General features: G+C 67.8%; 20 protein-coding genes and 1 tRNA gene. 11 read left to right on the forward strand and 10 right to left on the reverse strand.

Annotated features, from left to right (window positions below; translation table 11 throughout):
* Positions 1 to 38: 38 nt before the first annotated feature.
* The 3 genes from AC07OY_RS28130 to AC07OY_RS28140 are packed head-to-tail and all read left to right on the forward strand — an operon-like array spanning position 39 to position 2,661.
* Positions 39 to 890 carry a CheR family methyltransferase gene (locus AC07OY_RS28130; protein ID WP_495045917.1) on the forward strand — a complete coding sequence of 284 codons (852 nt, stop codon included), beginning with the start codon at positions 39 to 41 and terminating at the stop codon, positions 888 to 890.
* A gap of 2 nt (positions 891 to 892) precedes the next feature.
* Positions 893 to 1,561: a chemoreceptor glutamine deamidase CheD gene (gene cheD / locus AC07OY_RS28135; RefSeq protein ID WP_495045918.1), complete on the forward strand. Its 669-nt coding sequence runs from the start codon at positions 893 to 895 to the stop codon at positions 1,559 to 1,561.
* 11 nt (positions 1,562 to 1,572) lie between these two features.
* Positions 1,573 to 2,661 carry a protein-glutamate methylesterase/protein-glutamine glutaminase gene (locus tag AC07OY_RS28140; RefSeq protein ID WP_495045919.1) on the forward strand — a complete coding sequence of 363 codons (1,089 nt, stop codon included), beginning with the start codon at positions 1,573 to 1,575 and terminating at the stop codon, positions 2,659 to 2,661.
* Positions 2,662 to 2,667: 6 nt separating this feature from the next.
* Here AC07OY_RS28140 and AC07OY_RS28145 read toward each other — a convergent pair whose 3' ends face one another.
* Positions 2,668 to 2,973, reverse strand: coding sequence for a hypothetical protein (locus tag AC07OY_RS28145; protein ID WP_495045920.1), 306 nt, complete (start codon positions 2,971 to 2,973; stop codon positions 2,668 to 2,670).
* A 94-nt stretch (positions 2,974 to 3,067) separates the two neighbouring features.
* On the opposite strand from AC07OY_RS28145, the gene AC07OY_RS28150 reads away from it, so the two are divergent.
* Positions 3,068 to 3,991: a LysR substrate-binding domain-containing protein gene (locus AC07OY_RS28150; RefSeq protein WP_495045921.1), complete on the forward strand. Its 924-nt coding sequence runs from the start codon at positions 3,068 to 3,070 to the stop codon at positions 3,989 to 3,991.
* A gap of 53 nt (positions 3,992 to 4,044) precedes the next feature.
* Here the strand turns inward: AC07OY_RS28150 and hemW are convergent, their stop codons facing one another.
* The 5 genes from hemW to AC07OY_RS28175 form a co-directional block, all read right to left on the reverse strand.
* Complete coding sequence (gene hemW, locus AC07OY_RS28155; protein WP_495045922.1) at positions 4,045 to 5,229, reverse strand: radical SAM family heme chaperone HemW; 1,185 nt, start codon at positions 5,227 to 5,229, stop codon at positions 4,045 to 4,047.
* Positions 5,230 to 5,231: 2 nt separating this feature from the next.
* Positions 5,232 to 5,837: an RdgB/HAM1 family non-canonical purine NTP pyrophosphatase gene (gene rdgB / locus AC07OY_RS28160; RefSeq protein ID WP_495045923.1), complete on the reverse strand. Its 606-nt coding sequence runs from the start codon at positions 5,835 to 5,837 to the stop codon at positions 5,232 to 5,234.
* A complete protein-coding gene (gene rph / locus AC07OY_RS28165; protein ID WP_495045924.1) occupies positions 5,834 to 6,556 on the reverse strand; it encodes a ribonuclease PH in 723 nt (240 codons plus the stop codon). Before rph ends, rdgB begins: the two co-directional genes overlap by 4 nt.
* 22 nt (positions 6,557 to 6,578) lie before the next feature.
* Positions 6,579 to 7,487: a PP2C family protein-serine/threonine phosphatase gene (locus AC07OY_RS28170; RefSeq protein WP_495045925.1), complete on the reverse strand. Its 909-nt coding sequence runs from the start codon at positions 7,485 to 7,487 to the stop codon at positions 6,579 to 6,581.
* A gap of 82 nt (positions 7,488 to 7,569) precedes the next feature.
* Positions 7,570 to 8,538 carry a serine/threonine protein kinase gene (locus AC07OY_RS28175; RefSeq protein WP_056195338.1) on the reverse strand — a complete coding sequence of 323 codons (969 nt, stop codon included), beginning with the start codon at positions 8,536 to 8,538 and terminating at the stop codon, positions 7,570 to 7,572.
* A 32-nt stretch (positions 8,539 to 8,570) separates the two neighbouring features.
* Between AC07OY_RS28175 and AC07OY_RS28180 the strand changes: the two genes are divergently transcribed.
* On the forward strand, positions 8,571 to 9,485 hold the full coding sequence (locus AC07OY_RS28180; protein ID WP_495045926.1) for a YicC/YloC family endoribonuclease: 915 nt from the start codon (positions 8,571 to 8,573) through the stop codon (positions 9,483 to 9,485).
* Positions 9,486 to 9,490: 5 nt separating this feature from the next.
* On the opposite strand, the gene AC07OY_RS28185 is transcribed toward AC07OY_RS28180, so the two are convergent.
* Positions 9,491 to 10,120 carry a Sua5/YciO/YrdC/YwlC family protein gene (locus AC07OY_RS28185; RefSeq protein WP_495045927.1) on the reverse strand — a complete coding sequence of 210 codons (630 nt, stop codon included), beginning with the start codon at positions 10,118 to 10,120 and terminating at the stop codon, positions 9,491 to 9,493.
* A gap of 266 nt (positions 10,121 to 10,386) precedes the next feature.
* On the opposite strand from AC07OY_RS28185, the gene gmk reads away from it, so the two are divergent.
* From gmk to AC07OY_RS28210, 5 genes are all read left to right on the forward strand, one after another.
* Positions 10,387 to 11,007 carry a guanylate kinase gene (gmk, locus tag AC07OY_RS28190; protein WP_495045928.1) on the forward strand — a complete coding sequence of 207 codons (621 nt, stop codon included), beginning with the start codon at positions 10,387 to 10,389 and terminating at the stop codon, positions 11,005 to 11,007.
* Positions 11,008 to 11,030: 23 nt separating this feature from the next.
* Positions 11,031 to 11,234 (forward strand): DNA-directed RNA polymerase subunit omega, encoded by a 204-nt coding sequence (gene rpoZ / locus AC07OY_RS28195; protein ID WP_025563690.1) that lies wholly within the window; start codon positions 11,031 to 11,033, stop codon positions 11,232 to 11,234.
* Positions 11,235 to 11,312: 78 nt separating this feature from the next.
* Entirely contained in the window at positions 11,313 to 13,571 is a 2,259-nt protein-coding gene (locus tag AC07OY_RS28200) for a RelA/SpoT family protein (protein WP_495045929.1), read from the forward strand.
* A 288-nt stretch (positions 13,572 to 13,859) separates the two neighbouring features.
* Entirely contained in the window at positions 13,860 to 17,567 is a 3,708-nt protein-coding gene (locus AC07OY_RS28205) for a TonB-dependent receptor domain-containing protein (protein ID WP_495045930.1), read from the forward strand.
* Entirely contained in the window at positions 17,564 to 19,021 is a 1,458-nt protein-coding gene (locus AC07OY_RS28210; RefSeq protein ID WP_495045931.1) for a tetratricopeptide repeat protein, read from the forward strand. Before AC07OY_RS28205 ends, AC07OY_RS28210 begins: the two co-directional genes overlap by 4 nt.
* Here the strand turns inward: AC07OY_RS28210 and greB are convergent.
* On the reverse strand, positions 18,996 to 19,559 hold the full coding sequence (gene greB / locus AC07OY_RS28215; RefSeq protein ID WP_495045932.1) for a transcription elongation factor GreB: 564 nt from the start codon (positions 19,557 to 19,559) through the stop codon (positions 18,996 to 18,998). The genes AC07OY_RS28210 and greB overlap by 26 nt on opposite strands.
* Positions 19,560 to 19,573: 14 nt before the next feature.
* On the opposite strand from greB, the gene AC07OY_RS28220 reads away from it, so the two are divergent.
* Positions 19,574 to 20,602 (forward strand): CaiB/BaiF CoA transferase family protein, encoded by a 1,029-nt coding sequence (locus AC07OY_RS28220; protein WP_495045933.1) that lies wholly within the window; start codon positions 19,574 to 19,576, stop codon positions 20,600 to 20,602.
* Positions 20,603 to 20,661: 59 nt separating this feature from the next.
* Here AC07OY_RS28220 and AC07OY_RS28225 read toward each other — a convergent pair.
* Positions 20,662 to 20,738, reverse strand: a tRNA-Arg gene (locus AC07OY_RS28225).
* A gap of 81 nt (positions 20,739 to 20,819) precedes the next feature.
* Positions 20,820 to 22,067, reverse strand: coding sequence for a heme biosynthesis HemY N-terminal domain-containing protein (locus AC07OY_RS28230; protein ID WP_495045934.1), 1,248 nt, complete (start codon positions 22,065 to 22,067; stop codon positions 20,820 to 20,822).
* Between the last annotated feature and the right edge of the window lie 2 nt (positions 22,068 to 22,069).

The raw sequence follows: 22,069 nt of genomic DNA on the forward strand, positions 1-22,069 counted from the left end.
ACTGCTGCGAGCACCAACAAATCTGATTTGCGACAGACATGCCCGCACCCGACCTCGCCTCCGGCAACGACTCCCTCGACCACGAGTTCAGCTTCAGCAAGGCCGACTTCGACCGTGTGCGCGAGTTGATCTACAAGCATGCCGGCATCAGCCTGCATGACGGCAAGCACGCCATGGTCTACAGCCGGCTGTCGCGCCGCCTGCGCGAGACCGGGCACAAGAGCTTTGCCAGCTATCTGCAGTGGCTGGAGTCCTCGACGGGCCCATCCGGCGCCGCCGAGTGGCAGGAGTTCGTGAACTGCCTGACCACCAACCTGACTTCCTTCTTCCGCGAGGAGCACCACTTCCACGCGCTGAAGGACGATCTCAAGCCCTATGCCGGCAAGGGCGTGCGCATCTGGTGCTGCGCGGCCTCCACCGGCGAGGAGCCCTATTCCATCCTGATGACCTGCAGCGAGGCCTTGGGCGCCAGCGCCTCCGTGCAGCTCGTCTCCAGCGACATCGACACCAATGTGCTGGCCACGGCCAAGCGGGGCGTCTACAACGCCGATGCCCGCGGCCTGGACGCCACGCGGCTGAAGAACTTCTTCATGCGCGGCACTGGCGCCAACGCCGGAAAGATCCGCGTCAAGCCCGAGCTGCAGCGCTGGGTGGAGTTCCGCCCGCTGAACCTGATGGACGCGCAGTGGCAGCTGGGCGATCCCTTCCACATGGTGTTCTGCCGCAACGTCATGATCTATTTCGACGCGCCCACCCAGCGCAAGGTGCTGGAGCGCATCCACCGCGTCATGCGGCCGGGAGGGCTGCTGTTCGTCGGGCATTCGGAGAACTTCACCGAATCCCGCGACCTGTTCAAGCTGCGCGGCAAAACCATTTACGAACGGGTCTGAGCATGAGCACTCCCCTCGCCTCCGCACCCACCCTCGGCCTCGGCGGCAATCCCGTCGCGGTCGCCAAGGTCAACCAGCTCAAGGCCCAGCCGCGCAAGCAAGGCGAGGCCTCGTTCTTCTTCTACGACGCCCACTTCAAGAATGCGGCCGTCAAGATCCTGCCGGGCGAATATTTCGTCGACCAGGAAGACCTGCTCGTCATGACCACGCTGGGCTCCTGCATCGCCGCCTGCCTGTGGGACCGTGTCGCCAAGGTCGGCGGCATGAACCACTTCATGTTGCCCGAGGGCAATGGCGATTCGGGCCGCTACGGCTCCTTCGCGATGGAACTGCTGATCAACGAGATGATGAAGCGCGGCGCCAGCAAGGCCCGCATGGAAGCCAAGATCTTCGGCGGCGGCGCCGTCATCTCGGGCATGAACTCGCTGAACGTCGGCGAGCGCAACACCAACTTCGTCATCGACTTCCTGAAGCTGGAGCGCATTCCCATCGTGTCCAAGGACGTGATGGACGTGTATCCGCGCAAGGTCTGCTTCCTGCCGGCCAGCGGCAAGGCCATGGTCAAGCGCCTGGCGCCGACCAATACCGACGCGCTGGTCCAGCAAGACAAGGCCGCGATTCAAAAGGTGCAGCCGGTCGCCAGCAGCGGCGGCTCCATCGATCTGTTCTGAGGAGGCCAACGATGGCCAAGACCAAAGTCGTGGTGGTGGACGACTCCGCACTGGTGCGTTCCATCCTGACCGAGATCATCAACCGCCAGTCCGACATGGAGTGCATTGGCGCCGCCGCCGACCCGCTGGTCGCGCGCGAGATGATCCGCAACCTCAACCCCGACGTCATCACGCTGGATGTCGAGATGCCGCGCATGGACGGGCTGGACTTCCTGTCGCGCCTGATGCGGCTGCGGCCCATGCCCGTGGTGATGGTGTCGACGCTGACCGAGCGCGGCGCCGAAGTCACGCTGAAGGCGCTGGAGCTCGGGGCCATCGACTTCGTCGCCAAGCCCAAGATCGGCGTGGCCGACGGCATCAAGCTGCTGGCCCAGGACATCACCGACAAGATCCGCATCGCCTCCAAGGCCCACATCCGCCGCGCGCCGCCACCGGCAGCACCCGGCACTGCGGCGCCGGCGCCGGTCAAGGCCGTCACCATGGCCAGCCTGGGCAAGGCCTCGACCGAGAAGATCATCTTCATCGGCGCCTCCACCGGCGGCACCGAGGCCACCAAGGACGTGCTGATCAACCTGCCGGCCGACAGCCCGGCGGTTGTCATCACCCAGCACATGCCGCCCGGCTTCACCCGCAGCTATGCGGCGCGGCTGGACGGCCTGTGCAAGATCCGCGTCAAGGAAGCCCAGGACGGCGAGCGCATCCTGCCCGGCCACGGCTATATCGCGCCGGGCGGCATGCACCTGAGCGTGGAGCGCAGCGGCGCCAACTACATCGCCCGCGTGCAGGACGGCGAGCCCATCAACCGGCACAAGCCGTCGGTCGAGGCCCTCTTCCTGTCGGCCGCCAAGGTCGTCGGCCCGAATGCCATCGGCATCATGCTGACCGGCATGGGCGCCGACGGCGCCAAGGCCATGAAGGTCATGAAGGACGCCGGCGCCTACAACTACTGCCAGGACGAAGCCAGCTGCGTCGTCTTCGGCATGCCGCGCGAGGCCATCGCGGCTGGCGCGGCGGATGAGGTGCTGCCGCTGAACCAGATCGCGACCAAGGTGCTGGAGCGGCTGCGCGCGACCTCGGGCATCTCGCTCAACCGCGTCTAGGAAAGCTCAGCGCCTGGCGGCGCTGGCCGGTGCATCGGCCTTGGCCAGCAGCATCGGGCGTTGGCGTGCGACGACCACGGGATCCGCCGGGAACACCGGCTTGAAGCCGTCCAGGGACTTCGGCGACGCCGGCACCCAGGCGGTGCGCACGGACGGCGCGGCCTTGCCCACGACGACGACGCGGTTCGCCCCTTCGGCAGCGGCTTCCTTGAGGTCGGCATTCGAGTCGGTGAAGGCCCGCGCGCCGCTCGAGGCAAGCACCAGAACGGCGGCAAACGAGGCAAAAGAGATCCAGCGAGGCAGGGGGGACATGGTGTGGCTCCTTCAAGTGCTGGTTATGCTATGCGTCCAACACCTCGCCAAGAAGCGCTTATTTCTGCACTGATTGGTTTGATTGGCTAACCAGATGGCTTCCCTGGACCGTTTCCCCCTGCATTACCTGGCCGCCTTCCGGGCCGCCGCCCAGACCGAGAACCTGCGCGCCGCCGCCGAAAGCCTGCACCTGACACACAGCGCCGTCAGCCAGCAGATCCGCGGTCTGGAGACGGCCCTGGGCTTCGAGGTCTTCACCCGCCAGGGCCGGCGCCTGGTGCTGAATCCGGCCGGCCAGGCCCTGCAGCGCGCCGTCAGCAAGGTGTTTGCCGAGCTGCAGGCCGGCCTGCTGGCCGCCGGCCAGGCCCACGGCAACCAGGCCCAGATGCTGCGCATCACCTCCCTGCCCTCTTTCGCCCAGCGCTGGCTGATGCCGCGCCTGCCGCGCTGGCAGGCCCTGCAGCCCTGCATCACGCTGGACCTGCACACCGGCCAGCAGGTCGTCGACCTGGAGCGCGAGGGCTACCAGATCGGCCTGCGCGTTGGCCGGGGCGGCTGGCCCGGCCTCATCAACGAGCGCCTCTTCCATTCGCCGCTGATTGCCGTGGCCGCGCCCGCCCTGGCGCACCGCCTCATCGGCCAGCCGCTGCAAGCCCTGGCCTCACAGCCGCTCCTGGACGACGTGGATGTGTGGCGCGAATGGTTTGCGCTGGCCGGCCTGCCCATCGCCCCCGTCGTCGTCGCCAGCTTCAACGACGCCGGCGTGCTACTGCAGGCCGCCGAGCAGGGCATGGGTGTGGCACTCGCCCGCGAGCTGATCGCCGGCGACGCGCTGCTGGACGGCCGCCTCGTGCGCGTGGCCGCTCAGGAGCTGGACCTGGACGCCGGCCGCGACTATCACGTCGTCTACCCCGAGGCCTTGCGCGACGACCCGGCCGTGAGGGCCTTCTGCGACTGGCTGCACGCCGAGATCGCCGCACTCCAGCAAAGGCTGAATGAGGCCCACGGGCCGGCGTGACGCCGGCCAGCCCCCGAGGGGCGCGAAGCGGCTAGGGGCGGCCCGTCGCCGCTTCACAGAAACAGCTGCTGCAGATCGCTGAGAAAGTCGAAGCCGCGCGCCGTCGGCTGGATGCGGGCCGGATCGGCTTCCAGCAGGCCTTGGGCGCGGCCCTGGGCCATGCCGGACGAGATGCTGGAAACGGGCAGGCCGGTGCGCTCCAGGAACTGCGTCATGGTGACGCCCTCCTTGAGCCGCAACGCATTCAGCATGAACTCGAAGGGCAGGTCCTTGCGCGCCACCTCGTGCTCGTTGCTGACCTTGTTCTCTTGCGCCATGAAGGCGGCCGGCTCGCGCCAGCGCACCTGGCGCAGCACGCGGTTGGGGAAGGAGAGCTTGCTGTGCGCACCGGCGCCAATGCCCAGGTAATCGCCGAACTGCCAGTAGTTCTGGTTGTGCAGGCAGCGATGGCCCTCGCGGGCATAGGCCGAGACCTCATAGCGCGACAGTCCGGTGGCGCCCGTCTTCTCGGTGATCAGGTCCAGCATGTCGCTTGCGAGATCGGGGTCGGGCAGGCCCGTCGGCGTGCGCGTCGCGAACACCGTGTTGGGTTCGATGGTCAGGTGGTAGACGGACAGATGCGGCGGCTTGAAGCTCAGCGCCGTGTCCAGCTCGCGCGCAAGGTCGTCCAGGGTCTGGCCCGGCAGCGCATACATCAGGTCGAGATTGAAGGTGTCGAAGGCACCCGCCGCCTCGGTGAGCGCCTCGCGCGCCTGGGTCGAACTGTGCACGCGCCCCAGGGTCTTCAGCTGGGCATCGTCAAAGCTCTGCACGCCCACCGACAGCCGCGTGACGCCAGCCTGCCGGAAGCCCGCGAAACGCTCCCGCTCGAAGGTGCCAGGGTTGGCCTCCAGCGTGATCTCGCAGCCCGGCTCCAGCGGCAGCCGCGCGCGGATGTCCGAGATGAGCCGGGCGATCTGCTCGGGATTGAACAGGCTGGGCGTGCCGCCACCGATGAAGATGCTGATGACATGCCGCCCCCAAATCAGCGGCAGCGCGGCCTCGAGGTCCGCCCGCAGCGCGGCAAGATAGGCCTCGGCGGTGTCGGTCGTCAGCCCGCCGGCCTTGACCTCATGCGAATTGAAGTCGCAGTAAGGGCATTTGCGCAGGCACCAGGGCAGGTGGACATACAGCGAAAGCGGGGGCAGCGCGGGCAGCTGCAGCGTGCCCGGGCGCATCAGGTGAACCAGATCAGCCATCTTCAGCCGAGGCGCCAGACCTCGCGGAACTGCTGGATCAGGTGCACGGCCGCCAGCGCGCGGTGGCTGTGGCGGTTCTTCACTTCCGCACCCAGGCTGGCCACCGTCTGGCCGAGTTCGCGGATGTGCATCAGCGGGTCGTAGCCGAAGCCGCCCTCGCCGCTCGGCGCGGCCAGGATCTCGCCCTGCCAACGGCCCATGGCGATCAGGGGCTCGGGGTCGTCGGCGCTTCGCACGGCCACCAGCGCGCAGACAAAGCGCGCGCGGCGGTCTTCGATGGCCGCCATCTCGCGCAGCAGACGCTCGTTGTTGGCGGCATCGCTCTTCTCGCCGCCGGCATCCAGCGCATAGCGCGCCGAACGCACGCCGGGTGCGCCGCCGAGCGCGTCGACGCTCAGGCCCGAATCGTCGGCCAGCGCCGGCAGGCCGCTGAGCTTCGCCGCATGGCGAGCTTTCGCAAGCGCGTTCTCGGCAAAGGTCTCGAACGGCTCTTCCGCCTCCGGGATGCCCAAGCTGCCCTGGTTCACCAGCTCGATGCCGAGCGGCGCGAACAAGGCCTGAAGCTCGACGAGCTTCTTGGCATTGTTGGAGGCCAGGACGAGTTTCATGCGGACTTTTGCAGTTCGATCAGCTCGCGGATGCCCTTGTCGGCCAGGTCGAGCAGGGCATTCATCTCGTCGCGCGTGAAGACCACGCCTTCGGCCGTGCCCTGCAGCTCGACAAAGCCGCCCGAGCCCGTCATGACGACGTTCATGTCGGTGTCGCAGGCAACGTCCTCGATGTACTCCAGGTCCAGCAGCGGCACGCCGTCGACGATGCCGACGGAGATGGCCGCCACCGTGTCCTTGATCGGCGAGCGCGACAGCTTGCTGTCGGCCAGCAGCTTGTTGACGGCGTCCTGGGCCGCGACGAAGGCGCCGGTGATGGCCGCCGTGCGCGTGCCGCCATCGGCCTGGATCACGTCGCAGTCCAGCGTGATGGTGCGCTCGCCCAGGGCGCTCAGGTCGAAGACGGCGCGCAGCGAGCGGCCGATGAGGCGCTGGATCTCCTGCGTGCGGCCGCTCTGCTTGCCGCGGGCGGCTTCACGGTCACCGCGGGTGTGGGTGGCGCGCGGCAGCATGCCGTACTCGGCCGTGACCCAGCCTTCGCCCGAGCCGCGCTTGTGCGGCGGCACGCGCTCCTCGACCGAGGCCGTGCACAGCACGCGGGTACCGCCGAACTCGATCAGCACCGAGCCCTCGGCATGCACGGTGAAACCGCGGGTGATACGCACCGGGCGCAATTGATTGGCAGCGCGGCCTGCGCTGCGCGTGAAGGTCTTGGTCATGGGAAAAGAGAGTTGGTGGCGCTCAGCGCTTGTGGGCGCCGCGGCCGGACTGGCGGATGACTTCGTTGATCTCGCGTATCGAACGCTCGATCTCCTCGTCGTCCATGGCGGCGACGAGGTCGGCATCCAGGGCGCCCTGGATGGTGGAGGCAAAGCCCGAGTTGCCCAGGTTCTGCGTCGTGTCGCCGCTGGGATCGCCTTCGCCTTCCCATTCGACGGCCAGCACGGTGACGTTGTCACTGCGCGCTCCACCGTTGCGCAGGGCCTGCTCGACCAGCTCGGGCACGGCCTCGGCGATGGCCTGGTCGGCCATGTGCTGCACGATCTCGCCGTCCTCGACGCTGCCCCACAGGCCGTCGGAGCACAGCAGGATGCGATCCGAGGCTTCCATGACCAGGGGCCCCTGGCAATCGATCATCGGCTTGCCCGGGCTGCCCAGGCAGGTGAACAGCACATTGCGGTTGAAGGGCTCGCCGCCGCGGGCCACGCGGCCCAGGGCTTCCTGCAACTCGGAATAGGAATGGTCGCGCGTGCGGGCGATCAGCTTGCCGGCGCGCACGAGATACAGGCGAGAGTCGCCGCAATGCGCCCACCAAGCCTGGTTGCCCTGCAGGATGCAGGCGACGACCGTGGTGCGCGGCGTGTCGTGCAGGCCCTTGCTGGCCGCATAGCGCAGCAGCTGCTGGTGGGCGATGACGATGGTTTCCTGCAGGAAGCGCTGCGGATCCTCGATGACGGGACGGGCGTCCTGCTGGAACAGCGCGGCCAGGGTCTGCAGCGCGATCTGGGCCGCGACCTCGCCTTCGGGATGGCCGCCCATGCCGTCGGCCAGCGCGAACAGGCCGGCCTCCCGCGTGAAGCAATAGCCCATGCGGTCTTCATTGGTCTCGCGGCCACCGCGACGACTGACTTGAAAGACACTGAATCGCATTAGGCCAAGGCTCCCGACGGGCCGCCCCTAGGGCAGCCTTGCGCCCCCTCGGGGGGCAGCGGACGAACGTACGCGTGGGGGCTCACGCTTTCGCTCCGGACTTCAGGTTCTCGAGCTGGAGTTTGAGGCGTTCACTGAAACTGAGCTTGGTATAGCGCCTCTCGGTCTCGCGGGCGAGTTCCTTCTGCAGCGCGAACACGCTCTGCGGGCGCGAGAGGGCGTCCAGCGACATGCACCACTCGGTCACTTCGAGCAGATTGTCGGAATAGACATTGCGCAGGCGGCTCAGGCTCAGGGACAGGCGGTCCTTCTCCAGCCGCTGCGGCGCATCATTGGGCGGGTAGCCCTGCATGCAGGCATAGATGCAGGCGCCGATGGCGTAGATGTCGGTCCAGGGACCGAGCGAGCCGTCACGGCGGTACATCTCCGGCGCGGCAAAGCCGGGCGTGTACATCGGGCGGATGAAGTTGCCTTCCTTGCTCAGCACTTCGCGCGCGGCGCCGAAGTCCAGCAGCACGGCCTTGTTGTCATTCGTGATGAAGATATTGGCCGGCTTGATGTCCAGGTGCAGCATCTTGTGCTGGTGGACGATGCGCAGGCCGCGCAGGATCTCGTCGAAGAGGCTGCGGATGGTCGACTCGCGGAACACCTTGTCGCGCTTCATGTCGCGCGCGGTCACGATGAAATCCTGCAGGGTGTCGCCCTGCAGATAGTTCATGACCATGTAGACGGTTTCATTCTCGCGCAGGAAGTTCAGCACCGAGACGACGCTGGGGTGCGAGATCTGCGCGAGCGAGCGGCCTTCTTCGAAGAAGCTCTTCAGGCCGAGCCGGTATAGCGGTTGCTTCTCGGGCTTGACGCGAGGGGTCAGTTCGCCGGGCGAACGTTCGGCCAGCGATGAGGGCAGATATTCCTTCAATGCGACCAGGTGATGGTCGGGATCCTCGGCGAGATAAACCACGCCGAAACCGCCCGCCGCCAGTCGCTTGATGATCTGATAGCCCCCAACCACCGTGCCTGCGGGCAAGGGCGCCGGCTTCGGCTTGGACATAATCGCGTTTTGTCTGTTTTGCGAGATGCGAAATGCCAGTCTACAGCATGACCGGGTATGCGAATTCCCTGGCGCAACCCCCTAAAGCCGAGGATGGCAACAGCTCTGCGCAAGCTTGCGTCAGCGTTGAACTGCGTTCGGTCAATGGCCGGTTTCTGGACCTGTCCATGCGCATGCCCGAAGAATTGCGCGGCCTCGAACCCCAGTTGCGGGACCTGATCGGGGCACGTTTCAAGCGCGGCAAGATCGAGTTGCGCATCAACACCCAGCGCGAGGCCGACGGCGCCTGGCCCCAGCCCCAACCCGAGCAGCTCAACCGCCTGGCCAGCCTGGAGGCCAAGGTGCTGACCTGGCTGCCCCAGGCCGCGCCGCTGTCCGTGCACGAGGCCTTGAACTGGTGCAAGAGCGGTGCCGCCGCGCCGGCCCAGCTGGACGCCGCCACGCTGGAGGCCGCCCAGGCCTGCGTGCAAGGCCTGGCCGAGGCCCGCGAACGCGAGGGTGAGAAGCTGGTGGCCATCCTCAGTGAACGCATCAAGCGCCTGCGCGAGCTGGCCGACGAGGCCGAGCCTTTGCTGCCCGCCGTCGTGCAGCGCCAGCAGCAGCGCTTCCTCGAACGCTGGCAGGAAGCCCTTGCGGCCACCGGCGGCGCCAGCAGCGTGCCCAAGGAGGCCCTGCAGGAGCGGGCCCTGAACGAGGCCGCCGCCTTTGCCATCCGCATCGACGTCGCCGAGGAGCTGGGGCGGCTGCGGGCCCACCTGGAAGAATTGACCCGCCTGCTCAAGAAGGGCGGCGAGCTCGGCAAGCGGCTGGATTTCCTGATTCAGGAATTACATCGGGAAGCGAATACCCTGGGCTCCAAATCCGCGGCGCTGGAATTGACCAATATCTCGGTGGAAATGAAGGTCGCCATCGAGCAGATGCGCGAGCAGGTTCAGAACATCGAATAGCGCGCTCAGGCGGCCAGCCGCACGTCGGGCTGGGAGAAACCGTGGATCCAGCGCGCCAGGCTGGGCCGGGCCGGCTGGAAAAGCTCGACACAGGCCGGGCCACGCGGCTCGACCACAGGTCCGGCGTCCAGCACCACGTCCAGCAAGGCCTGGGCCTGGGCAGGCATGAGATCGATCTCCTCGACGCCCTGCCCCGCCAGCAGCGGCATGGCGAGCAGCGGCTCGTCGAGCAGTTCCAGCAGGCCGTGGCAGACCGGATGGGCGCCGAAGTACAACAGGCCCGCACCGCCGGCTGCCGACGCCAGCCGACGCGGCACGCGGTGGGTGCACCGCAGCAAAAAGGCGGCGGCTCCGGCCTCGGTCTCCCGAAGTGCCCGGAAGGCCTGGTCGTCAATCTGCAGATAGCGCGCAGCCTGGGCCAGATCGCGGCACAGCAGCATGGCGGGCTGGCCCTCGTCCGCCTGACGCATCAGGCGGGCCGCGGCGGCCTTCTCATCCAGCAGGCAGGCCAGCAGATAGCCGGCCGCCGTGGGCAGGGCGACCAGGCCACCCGCGCGCAGCCGTTCGGCGGCCGCCTGCAGCAAGCGGGGCTGCGGGTTGTCGGGATGGACCTCATAGCGCTGAAGGCGTCGCATGGTGGACCTCGTCATGCCGGGATGGCACGGCCTGACGATAAAAACGGCCGACCGCCGGCCACGTCAGACAAGTCGCCACGGTACTGCCGGATCGAGGCCCGAAAACCGCGCGGGAATGCCAAAAATGCCGGGCCTGACCACCCTGTCCGAGGGGGCCGCGCGCGGTCGCAAGCTAAAGTCCGGACTTGATCAATCGTGGGGCGGCAGCAAAAACTGCCCGGGCGACAGGCACTTAGCCCAGCCCACCCCAGCGTTCGAATACATCCATGGAATACCCGGGCAATCTCTTCGTCGTCGCCGCCCCCAGCGGCGCCGGCAAATCCAGCCTTGTGAAGGCGCTGCTGGAACTGGACGCGCGTCTTGCCGTCTCCGTCTCCCACACGTCCCGCGGGCCGCGCGGCCAGGAGCAGCACGGCCGCGAATACTGGTTCATCTCGCCGGAGGAGTTCCGCGCCAAGGTCGAGCACGGCGACTTCTTTGAATGGGCCGAGGTGCACGGCAACCTCTACGGCACCTCGCGCGCCGGCATCGAGCAGCGCCTGCAGCACGGCGAGGACGTGGTTCTGGAGATCGACTACCAGGGCGCCCTGCAGATCAAGCAGCTCTTCCCCTATGCGGTGCTGATCTTCATCCTGCCGCCCAGCTGGGACGAGTTGCGCCTGCGCCTGAACCGGCGCGGCGACACCGAGCCCGAGGTCATCGCCACGCGCATGAACAATGCGCGCATCGAGGTGGCCCAGGCCCAGCACTTCGATTTTGTGGTCGTGAATGCGGTGTTCGACACGGCGGTTTTCGACCTCAAGACCATCGTCCACGCACAACGGCTAAAATACGCGGCTCAGCGCCGAAACCGCTCGGCCGTCTTTCAGGCGCTCGATCTGCCCTGATCGCGCAAATCACAAGGAACACCATGGCCCGCATCACCGTCGAAGACTGCCTGACCAAGATCCCGAACCGCTTCCAGCTCGTGCTGGCCGCCACCTACCGCGCCCGCATGCTGAGCCAGGGCCACAGCCCCCGCATCGAGAGCAAGAACAAGCCGGGCGTGACCGCCCTGCGCGAAATTGCCGCCGGCGAAGTCGGTATCGAGATGCTGCGCAAGGTTCCGGTCTAATTCAGACCCTGCCGAAGCTGAAACGGGCGTCCTTGGACGCCCGTTGCCTTTGGGGCATCGGATAAATTCGGGGCCAACATGGCCCAACGCTCCCTCACTGCCTGGTTCACGCTGCCCGGTCTGCGTGAAAAGGCTCCGCCGACCCAGGCGGAGGCCGCTTCCTTTGACGCGCTCGCCCCCAAGCTCGGCTACCTGAGCAAGGCCGAGGTCAAGCGGGTGCGCGAGGCCTACAAGTTCGCCGACGAGGCCCATCTGGGCCAGAAGCGGGCCACCGGCGAGCCCTACATCACCCACCCCATCGCCGTGGCGGGCATCTGCGCCGAGTGGCGGCTGGACGCCCAGGCCCTGATGGCGGCGCTGATGCACGACGTCGTCGAGGATTGCGGCGTCTCCAAGACCGAGCTGATCGAAAAGTTCGACGCGACGACGGCCGACCTGGTCGACGGCCTCACCAAGCTGGACAAGCTGCAGTTCTCCACCAAGGAGGAATCGCAGGCCGAGTCCTTCCGCAAGATGCTGCTGGCGATGGCGCGCGACCTGCGCGTCATCCTCATCAAGCTGGCCGACCGCCTGCACAACATGCGCACCATGGGTGCGATGGCGCCGCACAAGGCCCGCCGCATCGCGCGCGAGACCTTCGACATCTACGCGCCCATCGCCCACCGGCTGGGGCTGAACCAGACCTTCCGCGAGCTGCAGGACCTGTCCTTCCAGTATTTCCATCCCTGGCGATACGCGGCCCTCTCCAAGGCCGTCGGCAAGGCACGCGGCAACCGGCGCGACCTGGTGTCGCGCATCGAGGCCGAGATCCGCGCCGCCTTCGCCAAGGCCAGCCTGCGGGTGGAGGTGCAGGGCCGCGAGAAGACGGTCTATTCCATCTACAAGAAGATGCGCGAGAAGGGCGGCCTGAGCTTCGCCCAGGTCAGCGACATCTTCGGCTTTCGCATCCTGACCGAGGAGCCGCTGCAGTGCTACACGGCCCTGGGCGTGCTGCACCAGCTCTACAAGCCGCAGGCGGGGCGCTTCAAGGACTACATCGCCACGCCCAAGGACAACGGCTACCAGTCCCTGCACACGACGCTGATGGGCCCGCTGGCCACGCCGCTGGAGTTCCAGCTGCGCACCGAGGGCATGCACCAGATCGCCGAACAGGGCGTGGCGGCGCACTGGATCTACAAGAGCCGCGGCAAGCAGGCCTCGGCCCTGATCGCCCAGCAGGCCAATGCGCGCTGGCTGCAGAGCCTCATCGACATCCAGGACGAGACGCGCGACGCCAACGAGTTCCTCGAGCACGTCAAGATCGACCTCTTCCCGGATGCGATCTACGTCTTCACGCCCAAGTCCAAGATCATGGCCCTGCCCAAGGGCGCCACGCCGGTGGACTTCGCCTACGCCATCCACTCCGACGTCGGTGACCACTGCGTCGCGGCCCAGGTCAATGGCGAGGCCGTGCCGCTGCGGGCCGAGCTGCGCAGCGGCGACATCGTCGAGATCATCACCGCCCCCGGCGCCAGCCCCAACCCGGCCTGGCTGAGCTTTGTGCGCACCGGCCGCGCCCGCTCCAAGATCCGCCACTACCTGAAGGACCTGGAGCAGGAGGAGTCGCGCGAGCTGGGCGAGAAGATGCTGGCCCAGGCCATGCGCGTCGAAGGCCTGGGCCTGCCCAGCCTGGAAGCGGACGACCCGGCCGCACCGATCTGGCATGAGTTGGCCGCCTGGGCCGGCAGCAGCAGCACCGAACAGCTCCTCGTCGACATCGGCGCCGGCCGCAAGATCGCCACCATCATCGCCAAGAAGCTGGCGCGGCTGATGGCCGAGCAGGGCCAGAAGCCCGATGCGCTGGCCCTGACGCTGGGCCGCTTCACGGAACAGCCGGCCAGCCAGGGCAGCGTCACCATCGACGGCAGCGAAGGCGCCTCGGTGCAGCTCGCCAGTTGCTGCCGCCCCATCCCCGGCGACGAGGTGCGCGGCTATCTGGGCCGTGGCGAAGGCCTGGTCGTGCACACCTGCGAATGCGCCGTCGGCCGTCGCCTGTTCCAGCGCGACAGCGAGCACTGGATCCAGGTCGAATGGGCCGAGGAGCTCAGCCGCAGCTTCGAGGCCGGCATCGCGCTGCTGATGAGCAATGGCAAGGGCGTGCTGGCCCAGGTGGCCCAGGCCGTCGCCCAGGCCGAGGCCGACATCACCCACATCTCGATGACCGAAGAGTCGCAGATGCGCGAGACGGCGGAGATGACCCTGCTCATCGCGGTTCGCGACCGCCTGCATCTGGCCGATGTGCTGCGCGTGCTGCGCCGCACGGCCTCGGTCCAGCGCGTCTGGCGCGTCAAGCCCTGACGCAACGCGCACAACCGCGGCGAGCGCCTGACGCCGCCGTCCGCTGACAACGCTGACAGCGAGCCGCGGCCAATCACGGCCGTGACTGTTTCTGTTCGATTCCCCGGGTTAACCAGTGTTTCTGGGCCCGGTATTCCTGGCGCGGATAGCAAACCGGCCAAAACGAATTTCTCCCCGTTTCAACGCCTGCTTAAGGTCGCGCCGCGGCTTGGGAAAGACGAAAAGTCTGACTTTTAGCCTCCGAACGACCCACAACAAGCCCGGCTGGACCGGAGCGCGGAGAGACGAATGAACAAGTTCAGCAGGCCTGCGGTGAGCACCGCGGTTTCCATGGCCCTGGCTCTGTGGGCCCAGCAGGCGGCTCTGGCCCAGCAGGCGGCCGCTCCCGAGGCTGCCAAACCCACCGAGGCCAAGCCCAAGGCAGCGGTCCAGGAACTGGAGACGGTGCTGGTGGTCGGCACGCGCCAATCCCAGCAGTCGGCCATCGGCCGCAAGAAGAACGCCGCCACGGCCCAGGACTCCATCGTCGCCGAGGACGTCGGCGCCTTCCCCGACCGCAATATCGGCGAGGCCCTGTCGCGCGTCGCCGGCGTGGCCCTGGACCGCGGCGACTACGGCGAGGGCGTCAACGTCTCCATCCGCGGCAACGGCCCCGAGCTGACCCGCGTCGAACTCGACGGCCAGACCGTACGCTCCGGCGCCGGCACCGACCTGCTCGGCGGCGGCGACGGCCGCGGCGCCGAATTCCGCGAGCTGTCGTCCGACCTCATCAAGAGCGTCGACATCGTCAAGGGCTCGACGGCCAAGATGGTGGAAGGCTCGCTCGGCGGCGGCATCATCATCGAGACCCGCACCGGCCTGGACTTCGACAAGCCCTACTACTCGCTGCGCGTCGCCGCCACCCAGAGCGACCTGAACAAGAAGACCACGCCCAACTACAACCTGGTGCTGGCCGACAAGTTCCTCGACAAGCGCCTGGGCGTGCTGATCAACCTGAACGACTCGCGCTACCGCAGCGAGGTCCATCAGCTCACCAACGGCGGCAGCAACAACCAGCAGGGCCTGCTGCGCCAGCTGGACTTCGACAACTCGCCGCAGAAGACTTTCTCCTTCCAGCCCGGCACGCTGTCGACGACCGACCCCAGCGTCAACACCACCTTCCTGGCCTCGCCGCTGACGGCCGGCGGCACGTTCAATGCGGCCACGCCGATGGAGCTGCTGACCAGGTCGGCCGCGGCCACCAGCAAGGCCGACTGCTTCACCGCATTCCCCAACCTGACGACGGCGCAGACCAATGCCATCAACGGTGCGACGGCCCGCACCGCCGCCATCAACCAGCGCAACAACGAGCAGCTGACCTGCCTGAACCAGTGGAATGACTACATCCCGGCGTTGATCCGCTCCTATGTGCGCAGCCAGGACGACAAGCGCACCGGCGGCGACATCCGCGTCGACTTCAAGGTCAACGACCAGCTCTCCGTCTACGGCAAGTACAGCAGCAACCGCCGCGACGTCGCCGACGTGGTCGGCAACTTCTCGGTGGGCGGTGCGCCCAACATCAATGGCGCCGGCCTCTTCGTCGACTCGGCCAGCGGCGTGCGCTCGGTGGCCTCAGGCCTGGCCTGGCCCTACTACGTCAACCCCAACACCTACAGCTACCGCGCCGGCACGACGCTGGCGACCGGCGCCGTCTCCAACATCAAGCCCGGCTACACGGTGGACGACTCCCACCACGTCACCAGCTACACGACGACCGACGGCTTCTACAACACGGACATGATCTTCAGCCGTGTGAACACCAATTCGCACTATCTGCAGGCCGGCGGCGAGTACAAGGACGGCCGCGTCAACCTGAAGGCCATGGTCGGCACGAACGACTCCGCCGCCTTCCGCCACGACCGCCGCGCCGCCTTCGGCTACCAGTACGGCGAGGGCAGCTTCAAGCTGCAGAACGACGGCTCCTGGACCTTCGCCCTGCCGCCCGGCAGCGCCAACGACCAGCTCAACTACGACAAATACGCCCAGCTGTCGCCGCAGCTCGCCACGGCCGCCGTGCCCATCTCGGCCACCAACACCGTGGCCGTGCCGGCCTATGCCGCGGCCCAGAAGGCCCTGCTGACGCCGACGACCAATCTGCAGGTCATTCGCCTCTACAAGAGCGACAACAGCGAGAAGACCGGCAAGCTGGACTTCACGCTGGACCTGCGCGACCAGTCCAACTTCTTCCAGAACCTGCAGGCCGGCCTGAACTTCCGCGACACCCGCGGCAGCTACTGGGGACTGGGTGGCGCCACCGTGCGTGACCCGCAAGGCACTTTCGGCACCGCCGGCTATGTACCGGGCATCTACCTGCCCACGGTGAACACGCGCTCCTCGGTCGTCGGCTGCGAGAACACGGCCGGGTCGCTCGGCCCCGGCGGCCAGCCCTGCGTCTACGGCTACAACCCCAGCACCAACCCCGCCACGCCGCAGAACGGCCAGACCGTGCTGACCAAGGCCCAGTACCTGGACATGGTCAAGCAGGTGTTGTCCGTCGCGCCGGCCGGCCAGTTCTATGCCGGCGCCAAGAACCGTGCTTCCGGACTCATCGACGGCTGGCAGCAGCTCGACATCGACAAGCTGTTCAGCATGGCCGGCATCCCGCTGAACCTGGACTGCGTCGTCAGCTGCAAGGCCAACGACGGCCAGGTCTACGACCAGCCGGTCACGCGCTTCCAGGAACGGGCCTATGCCACCTATCTGATGACGGACTTCGAGACCGACCGCGTGCCGTTCACGAACTGGCAGCTGCCCTTCGGCATGGAGCTGGCCGGCAATGTCGGCGTGCGCATCGTGCAAACCGAGGCCGCTGGCACCGGCCAGCTGACCTTCCAGACCATCCGCAAGACGGCCGCCTTCGACCCCACCAACCCCGGCGCCGCGGCCGGCATGACCTCCACCTTCTTCCGCCAGAACACCGCCATCAAGGGCAGCAACACCGACGTGATGCCGTCCCTGAACCTGGCGCTGTGGGTGGTGCCGGACAAGGTCGTCACGCGCTACAACATCGGCAAGACCATCGCCCGCCCGCCGGTCAGCAAGCTGCTGCCCTCGGGCACCTGCATCTACAGCGAGATCGTCGACCAGGGCGCCGACGACAGCGACGGCAGCGATGCCGACCAGCGCTGCACCGGCACCATGGGCAACCCCAACCTGAAGCCGCAGACCAACGTCAACCAGAACCTGTCGGTCGAGTGGTTCGCCAACCGCGACACCCTGCTCAGCGCCGCCGTGTTCCGCCAGCGCGGCCTGGTCGGCGCGCCGACGCTGGTGGCGCCGCGCACCAACACCAAGGTCTTCCAGGGCAGCAACGCCATCGACCCGGTGACCGGCAAACCGCTGGCCGACATGGAGTTCGCCTTCAACCAGTGGGACAACCAGCAGGCCTCGACGCGCCGCGGCGTCGAGCTGGGCCTGAAGACGGCCTTCACCTTCCTGCCCTGGCTGCTGCGCTACACCGGCTTCGACGCCAACTACACCCGCGTGCGCTCCACCCAGGGCATGCCGACGCTGGACCTCCTCAGCGGCGACGTGCTGCCCGTCATCAACGAGCCCAAGTATTCCTACAACGCCTCGCTCTGGTACGACGACGGCGGCTTCTCGGCCCGCGTCGCGATGCAGGTCGTGTCCCCCCGCTACTACGCCTTCTCGCCCAACACGACGACCAATATCGGCATCAACAACTACCCGTCGGTCGGCACCACCGGCTGGCGCCTGCCCTACAACCCGGGCGCGCCCATCTTCGGCAGCCGCACACGCTTCGTCGATGCCAAGCTGTCCTATCGCTTCAAGAACGGGCTGGAGCTGTTCGCCGACGTACGCAACCTGACCGGCGAGCGCACCCAGAGCGACACCGGCGGCTACCAGGGCTACAGCGACGGCATCCCCAGCCTCTATCTCGATGCCTACAGCGGCCGGCGCTACATGGTGGGCATGACGTTGCGCAGCCCGCGATGAGGCGCGCCCTCGTCGCCGGCCTGTTGATCGCGACGGCCGCTGTTGCCCAGCAGGACAACCAGCTGCCCGCCGTGCAGCTGAAGGGCCAGCGCAACGGCGGCGTCGATCCCGGCATCGTCACCGCCGCCAAGAGCAAGTTGCTCTCTCGCCAGTACGCCTCGTCCTGCGTCTTCATGAGCGGCTACTCGGCCGCTGAAGACGAAGTCACCCTGGCGTATATGCGCGACTTCGGCCTGCAGGACAGCCCGTCCAACGAGGCCGAACGCTTCAACGACCGCAGCCCCGAGGGCAATGCCAAGACGACGGACGTGGCGAGCGGCATGCCCGACAGCGCCGCCGAAGCCGGCACGCCGATGACGCCCTCGGCGGCCTGCGCCGGCAGCGACCGTCGCTTTGCCGCCGGCCGCAACTGGATCGCGCGCAAGGACAAGTCGCTCGCCCAGGCTTTTGAGGCCTACGAGGCGGGCGACCATGCACAGGCGCGCATGAAGTTCGAGGAAGGCTGGAGCAAGCTGGGCTACGAGGAGGCCGCACTCATGCTGGGCCGCATCCACCTGCTCGGTCTGGGCACGCCCGCCAGCACGCCCCAGGCGGTGCAGTGGCTGCGCAAGGTGACCGATGCACGCTACGACCCGGTCGCCGATCGCCTGCGTTTCGACCCGCGGCAGCCCGACCAGATCACGACCCGCGTCGAGGCCGCCCTGTTGCTGGCCCGCATTCAGCTGACCGGCCAGGGCACGAAGCGCGACCCGGCCGAGGCCTACCGCTGGTGGACCCAGGCGCTGGACTTCGGTTTCGAACCCGCCGGCACCCTGCTGGGCCAGGCCGAGCTGAACGGCGTCGGCACGCCGCGCGATGCCAGGCGCGCACTGGCACATCTACAGACCGCGGGTGCGGCTGGCCATGTGCCGGCCCTCTTCCTGCTTGGCCAGCTTTATCACCACCAGTTGCCGCGTCAGCCCGAGGGCGTGCCGCTGGACCTGCAGCGCGCCGGCGCCTATTACGGCGCAGCGGCCAAGGCCTGGCATGTGGAGGCCACCTACGCCGCCGCCCGCATGCTGGACCTGGGCGAAGGCGTGCCCGCAGCGCCCGAGCGCGCGCTCGTGCTCTACAAGGAGGCCGCCCTGAAGGGCCACGCCGATGCGCAGAACGCGCTGGCCACCTTCTTCTACCGGGGCGAGCTGGTGCCGCAGAACCTCGCGACCGCACGCCAGCTCTTCCAGGCCGCGGCCCAGCGCCGCCAGCCCGAGGCCATGTTCAACCTCGCCGTCATGCTGGCCCAGGGCCAGGGTGGCGACAAGGACATGGCTGCCGCCTATGCCTGGTGCGCGCTGGCCAGCAACCTGGGACACGAGCAGGCTGCCGCAGCACTGCCCAGCATCGCCGCGCGCCTCAGCCCCGAGGACAGGGCTCGTGCCGACGCCTTGCTCAAGCCTCCGGCGCGGGGTAGCTGACCTCGACCACCTCGATCTTCTCGACGCCCACCGGCGTGACCAGATTGAGTTCGTCGCCGACGCGCGCCTTCAACAGCGTGCGCGCGATCGGCGAGATCCAGCTGACCTCGCCGGCCAGGCTGTCGGACTCGTCGATGCCCTTGATCATGATGGTCTTCTCTTCACCCTTGGCGTTGGCATAGGTCACCGTCGCGCCGAAGAAGATCTGCTCGCTGCCATGATGGGCGCTGGGGTCGACGACCTCGGCGATGTCCAGGCGCTTGGTCAGGAAGCGCAGCCGGCGGTCGATCTCGCGCAGCCGCTTCTTGCCATAGAGGTAGTCGCCGTTCTCCGAGCGGTCGCCGTTTTTGGCCGCCCAGGACACCGTTTCCACCATCTTGGGCCGCTCGACGTCGATGAGCTGCATGAACTCCGCGCGCAACCGGGCATAACCGCCCGGTGTCATGTAGTTGCGCGTGCCGGCCGGCAGGCTGGGCAGCGACGGGCCATCGTCGTCATCTTCGGCGCCGTCGGATTCCTTGGTGAAGGCCTTGTTCATGACAACATTGTCCGATGCAAGCGCCCTCCTCCACCGGCCCTCTGAAGGGCCTTCGCGTCATCGAAATGGCTGGCATCGGCCCCTGCCCGCTGACCGGCATGCTGCTGGCCGATCATGGCGCCGATGTCCTCGTCATCGAGCGGCCCGGTGGCCAGGTGCTGGACACCGGCACCGCCCTGGACCGCGGCAAACGACGTGTCTGCCTGAACCTGAAGACGCCCGAGGGGCTGGCCGAAGCACGCGCATTGATCGAAGCGGCGGACGCGCTGATCGAGGGCTTTCGCCCCGGCGTCATGGAGCGCCTCGGCCTCGGACCGCAGGATTTCCCGCAACACCCGCGCCTGGTCTACGGCCGCGTGACGGGCTGGGGCCAGACCGGCCCGCTGGCTCAGGCCGCCGGCCACGACATCAACTACGTCGCGCTGACAGGCGTGCTGTCGGCCGCGACGCGCGCCGGCGTGGCGCCCAGCATCCCGGCCACGCTGATCGGCGACATGGGCGGCGGCGCGATGTTCCTCGCCTTCGGCCTGATGGCCGCGCTGTGGCAAGCCCAACGAAGCGGCCGCGGCCAGATCGTCGATGCGGCCATGGTGGACGGCGTGGGCCTGCTCTCCAGCCTGCTGCATTCGCTGCGCGCGGCCGGCCGCTGGAGCGAAGAGCCGGCGCAGAACTTCTTCCTGCACAGCTCCCCCTTCTACGACTGCTTCGAGTGTGCGGACGGCCGCTTCGTGTCGCTGGGCGCGCTGGAGCCGCAGTTCTATGCGGAATTGCTGCAGCGCCTGGACCTGGTCGATGTCGATCCCAGGGCCCAGCAGGACCAGCGTCAATGGCCCGCGCTGCGCGAGCGCGTCGCTGCGCGCATCCGCGAAAAGACCCTGGAGGGCTGGACTGCGCTGCTAGAAGGCACGAATGTCTGCTTCGCGCCGGTGCTGAGCCTGGCCGAGGCCCCGCTGCACCCCCATGCCCAGGCGCGGGCGAGCTTTGTGCGGGATGCAGACGGCCACTGGCAGCCGGCCGCAGCGCCGCGCTTCTCGACGCGCTGAGCGCACAAAGAAAAACGCCCCGGAGCAAGCTCCGAGGCGTTTCCATTTCTTCTTGTTTTTGGTGCGGCTGGCAGGATTCGAACCCACGACCCCTTGGTTCGTAGCCAAGTACTCTATCCAACTGAGCTACAGCCGCTGAAGCCTCACAGTATAGCCAGATTTTTCGAGGCCCGGCAAGACTTTGGCTTTTTTTTCAAAATAGTTTGAGTGGCCGGGTTCAAGGCAGGCGCGCGGCTGCTTCAAAGCAGCGCGCGCGACGGCCATCATCGCCCTCCTGTTCGGCCAGCGCCGCGAGGGCCAGCCAGCTGCGGCGGCGGGCTGAACTGGGCATGGTCACGTCGTCCGCGGCGGCTTCGAGCATCAGGCGGGCCTTGCCCCAGAGTTGGCGCTCTGCCAGCGCATGGCCCAGCGCATAGGCCAGGGCACGCTCGCGCGGGAAGCGCGACTGCGCGGACTCGAGGCGCTGCAGCCAGTCCGGGCCGCAACCGGCCAGCACCGGCACGAGGGCATTGGCGAGAGCGCCGCGGTCGTCGGACTGCAGCTCGCCCAGGTCGTCGAAGAAGGGGCGCAGCCAGCCGCGGCCATCATCCGGCGCGCCGAGCTGGCCAGCACATTGAGCGGCACGCGCGGCAACCAGCGGGTCTCGGCGATCGGCGGGATCGAGCTGCTGCCACACCGATCGCAGTTGGTCGACATCGCGGGCGCCGTCCAAGGCCTCGAAGGCCAGCGAGCGCAGCAGGCCCTGGGCCGCCACCTTCGAGAAGGCCTGGTGCTTGGCCAGCAGGCGGGCGGTGCGCAGGGCGTCCAGCGGCTGGCGGGCCAGGCGCGAGGCCTGCAGGCGCAAGCGCAGAGCCTGGGTGCGGCGGGCCACGCCGGGGGCCAGTTCGCCAAGCACGCTGAGGGCGCGCGTGGCGTCGCGATCATCGAGGGCCCACTCGGCGGCCAGCAGCCGGGCGCCGTCTTCCTGGGCGCGCGCGCCGGTGGTCCGGTGGGCGAGGTCCAGGGCGCGGGCGAGCTGTTCGTCGCGATGGCGGCGGTCCTGCAGGCGATGGGCGCTGGCCGCGGCCAGCAGGTGGGCCAGGGCCATGAAGGATTGGTCGGCGGCCAGCTCGGGCGTGGCCGACTGGATGTTGAGCGCCTTCTGCGCCGCCTTCTGGGCGCGGCTGAAGCGGGCGCCGAAGAGCTCGACCAGGGCCTCGCGCAGGGCCAGCTGGGCGCTGCGCTCGCGCTGGGCCAGACGCCATTCGCGGGCGCGCTTGGGCAGGGTGGTCAGCGCCTCGATGGCCTGGATGGCCGTGACAAGGGCGAAGCAGCTGGCCACCAGCAGCAGCAGGAAGAGGTTGAGCGAGATGTCCAGGCGCCAGCCGGCCCAGTAAAAGCTGGCGAGACCGTCGTTGCTGCCCAGGGTCAGGGCCGCGACGACGGCGACGACGAAGAGCAGGACCAGCCAGATGACGAGGCGCATGC

This window comes from Roseateles sp. GW821-FHT09H10, assembly GCF_059415865.1.